Consider the following 3179-nt stretch of genomic DNA (forward strand, 5'->3'; position numbering starts at 1 on the left):
CCTGCCATACGGTGAACTGTTGGTTGACGAACATAGTAGCAGCGAGAACATGCCCTACAAGTTAAATGGTAAAGAGATGGATGAAGAGACAGGCTTGTATTATTATGGTGCAAGATACATGAATCCTGTGATAAGTATATGGAATACTCCTGATGCATTAATAGAAGCGAAACCATTTGTTTCAAGCTACACTTACTGTCTAGGTAATCCCATTTTATTAATAGATCCTGATAGGAATTGGGAAAGAAACAGCAATGGCAATTTAGTAGCCCAAAGAGGTGATAATGTTGCTTCATATGCCAAATATACAGGGTATTCTACCGATCAAGCACTTGCTATATTACTTGCTAATGGTGTGACAATAAATTCCAATGGAATTCTGTCTTTAAAGGAAGGGCAAGAAATTTTCGACGGAACGTTTCATTTGTCAGATGTCGTTGTTCATGGCAAAAGTAAATCTTCACAAAGTATTCCAAATTCTTCACAAAGGAGAAATGTTTCTGAATTGTCTATTAGTCAACAAGGCATAAATTTCTTGATAGCAAGAGAAGGAATGATAACGCATCCATATAATGACTCTAAAGGATTTGCAACAATTAGAGTTGGACACTTACTTCATAAAAGCAAAGTAACAGATGCTGATAGAAGGGCATGGGCAGGATTTACGAAAAACGATGCAAAAAAACTTTTAATGAAAGATTTAAAAGAAACATTTGAGCCTAAAATTCGTGCTTTAGTAAAAGTACCTCTATCACAAAATGAATATGATGCCATTTGCTCATTTGCATTTAATATCGGAGTTGAAAGAGGATTTCCTTCTTCCGATTTTTTGAAAGAACTAAATAAAGGGCACTATGATGGGACACTGATGCTCCGTTGGAGACGTCCAAGCGAAATAATAGGGAGAAGGAAAAAAGAGGTTGAATTGTTTAATCATGGAGTATACTAGAAATGAGAATGAAAATGTTAATTTTAATTGGCTTCATCACCGTAAGTTGTACATCAGCACCTAACAAGAAGTGTATTGTACAAAAAAATCAAGTAAGAGTCATAAAAACAGAGAAATCTACAGCATTCAAGTATTTACAAGGTATTTGGATAATACCACATGCAGCTGATATACGAATTGTTTTCAAAAATGACTCTACTTTTGAGTTTCATGATTATAACTCAATCAAAGATTCTATAGAGATTTTAAAAGGTATATATGTATTAAATAATGATCAACTTACACTTAGATATACTGATAGACCTCAACAGAAGTTTATCTATCACTTTGGCAGATATGAGGACGAGCGTTATATTAGAAAAGGAAAGTACTATTTTGTAAAACAATAAGTCACGACTTCGGAGTGATTTAATTCCCTTTCGGGGCAAGGGTCTTTGTGGTACAAGTGGTAATTTGTGGGACAAAGACACACCTTGCCAGTATAAAGAAAGAGATAGTTTGTTATGTTCCATAAAGTAACCTTTCTGGGGTGCTTTTAATAGCCGAGAGTTCAAAGTTCAAGAAGTAAGTCAAGAGATAAGTTTAGACTAATTTCTTGACTTACTGACTTTATGAGCTGACATATTTTTGACTAAAGTTAATTTTGACTTAGGTCGAAACTAATTTCTTGACCAAAGTCATAACTGACCATTTGACTTAAGTCGCGACTGATGTCTTAACTTAACTCATAACTTACCTGTTTGCGGTATTGGATTATAATGCCTTTCAAGCATTGTCTGTATGTCGCTCTGCTTGTATAGTATTTTCCCTCCGATTTTGTAGAAAGGAAGCGTTCCTAAGTTTCTGTACTCTTGGAGCGTGCGTGTGCTGAGCCGTAATTGGCTACAGACCTCCTCACCAGTGAGGTAAACCTCTCCACCCAGCATCGGACGGGCGGTAGCGCAATAACGCTCCAGTTTCTTTAAGATGCCCTCCATCAGTTGTGCAAACATCTGCATCTGAGGGGCTTGCTGTGTAATGATTTCGTTCTCTGTCATAGTTCATTCACTTTTTGCGTTCAGTAATTCCGTGATGTCGCTTTCCTTGTAATAGCACTTATGTCCAATCATTGAATAAGGAATTTTACCCGTATCTCTGTATGATTGTAGGGTACGCTTGCTGATACCCAAACGCTTGCACACGGCTTCGTTGTCGAGCCATTGCTCGGTCTCAGGAGGATTACCGATAAGTTTCTCCACACGATGGATAAAGTCTGCAAATTCGGAGCGATGTCGCTCCCACGCTTTGCGGTCGATGATAATGAGTTTTATTGCCTTAATTTTGTTTTGATTACTTTATTGTTACTCAGCAAACAAACTGTTATGCAGTCCATTGCCGTACTTCTCGGGTGCAAAAGTAAACCCTCGGAAGCACCGCTGCAAGAAATGAGGATAAGCAGGGAAATAGAAAGAAAGCAATAGAAAAACAAAGGAAATCCGTCTGTGTTATTGCGGTAATGAGATGAGGTGCCGGCTCGTTCCTTTTATTATTTTGTTGTTTTATCGATAATTCGATAGTTCGACAAATCGAGATGTCGAAGTGTCGATAGATAGTTTTATCGATAGATTATTTTGACGATATATAGTTTTGACAACAGATAGTCATGACAACAAATTGTACAAACAATAGATTGTCCGTATTATCGTCAGTCCTATCTGTTGTTAGTTGTTACGCCTTGCGTCCAAAGAGCCTGAGTATGCCGTATTCTTGTCGTGCCTATACTCTCTACGGCAGCCCAGCCCTGCAAGGTTGGGAGAGATGAATACGACCGCATGGATATAGAAAATGGCAATACCACCTTGAAACAGAAAAATCCTGCGGTGGAGATTCTTCTCTCCATCCGCAGGACTCGACCTTTCAGGGCAGATAGGCTACCGTTGTACCTTTGCACGATAAGAAACGGCTTCAGGGGCTTTGCATGTGCCTTTGCTTACAACGCCTTTGGGCTTACCCCTCCGTCTGACCGATTATTGGCAGATGATTGCTCTCGATGAGCAGCACAATCGTGCCTGTGAGTTCGGTGTAAAGACGGCCGTATTGCTCGTCAGAAGCCAATGTGTCCGTCAAACCGAACTTGTCGAATGTGGCTTGAATAGCCTTGTTCGACAACAGTATAGGTACGAGTTTCTCTGGGAGCGGTGCAGGAAGTTCCCTTTCAAACTCGTTTTCCAACACGGATACAAGCGTATCA

The 3179-nt window shown here is 39.4% G+C and carries 5 protein-coding genes; 2 read left to right on the plus strand and 3 right to left on the minus strand.

Going from position 1 to position 3179, the window contains the following annotated elements:
• Both HMPREF9144_RS13405 and HMPREF9144_RS10920 read left to right on the plus strand, forming a co-directional pair.
• On the plus strand, positions 1-949 hold a 949-nt coding region (locus HMPREF9144_RS13405; protein ID WP_006046133.1), incomplete at its 5' end, for a glycoside hydrolase family protein.
• Positions 950-957: 8 nt separating this feature from the next.
• Positions 958-1338 (plus strand): hypothetical protein, encoded by a 381-nt coding sequence (locus HMPREF9144_RS10920; RefSeq protein ID WP_204865929.1) that lies wholly within the window; start codon positions 958-960, stop codon positions 1336-1338.
• A 336-nt stretch (positions 1339-1674) separates the two neighbouring features.
• Here HMPREF9144_RS10920 and HMPREF9144_RS10925 read toward each other — a convergent pair whose 3' ends face one another.
• From HMPREF9144_RS10925 to HMPREF9144_RS10940, 3 genes are all read right to left on the minus strand, one after another.
• Positions 1675-1986, minus strand: coding sequence for a helix-turn-helix domain-containing protein (locus tag HMPREF9144_RS10925; RefSeq protein ID WP_006046134.1), 312 nt, complete (start codon positions 1984-1986; stop codon positions 1675-1677).
• Between the two features lie 3 nt (positions 1987-1989).
• On the minus strand, positions 1990-2259 hold the full coding sequence (locus HMPREF9144_RS10930; RefSeq protein WP_040595773.1) for a helix-turn-helix domain-containing protein: 270 nt from the start codon (positions 2257-2259) through the stop codon (positions 1990-1992).
• A 676-nt stretch (positions 2260-2935) separates the two neighbouring features.
• On the minus strand, positions 2936-3179 hold a 244-nt coding region (locus HMPREF9144_RS10940; RefSeq protein ID WP_006046137.1), incomplete at its 5' end, for a DUF1896 family protein.

The organism is Prevotella pallens ATCC 700821, assembly GCF_000220255.1.
Taxonomy (GTDB): domain Bacteria; phylum Bacteroidota; class Bacteroidia; order Bacteroidales; family Bacteroidaceae; genus Prevotella; species Prevotella pallens.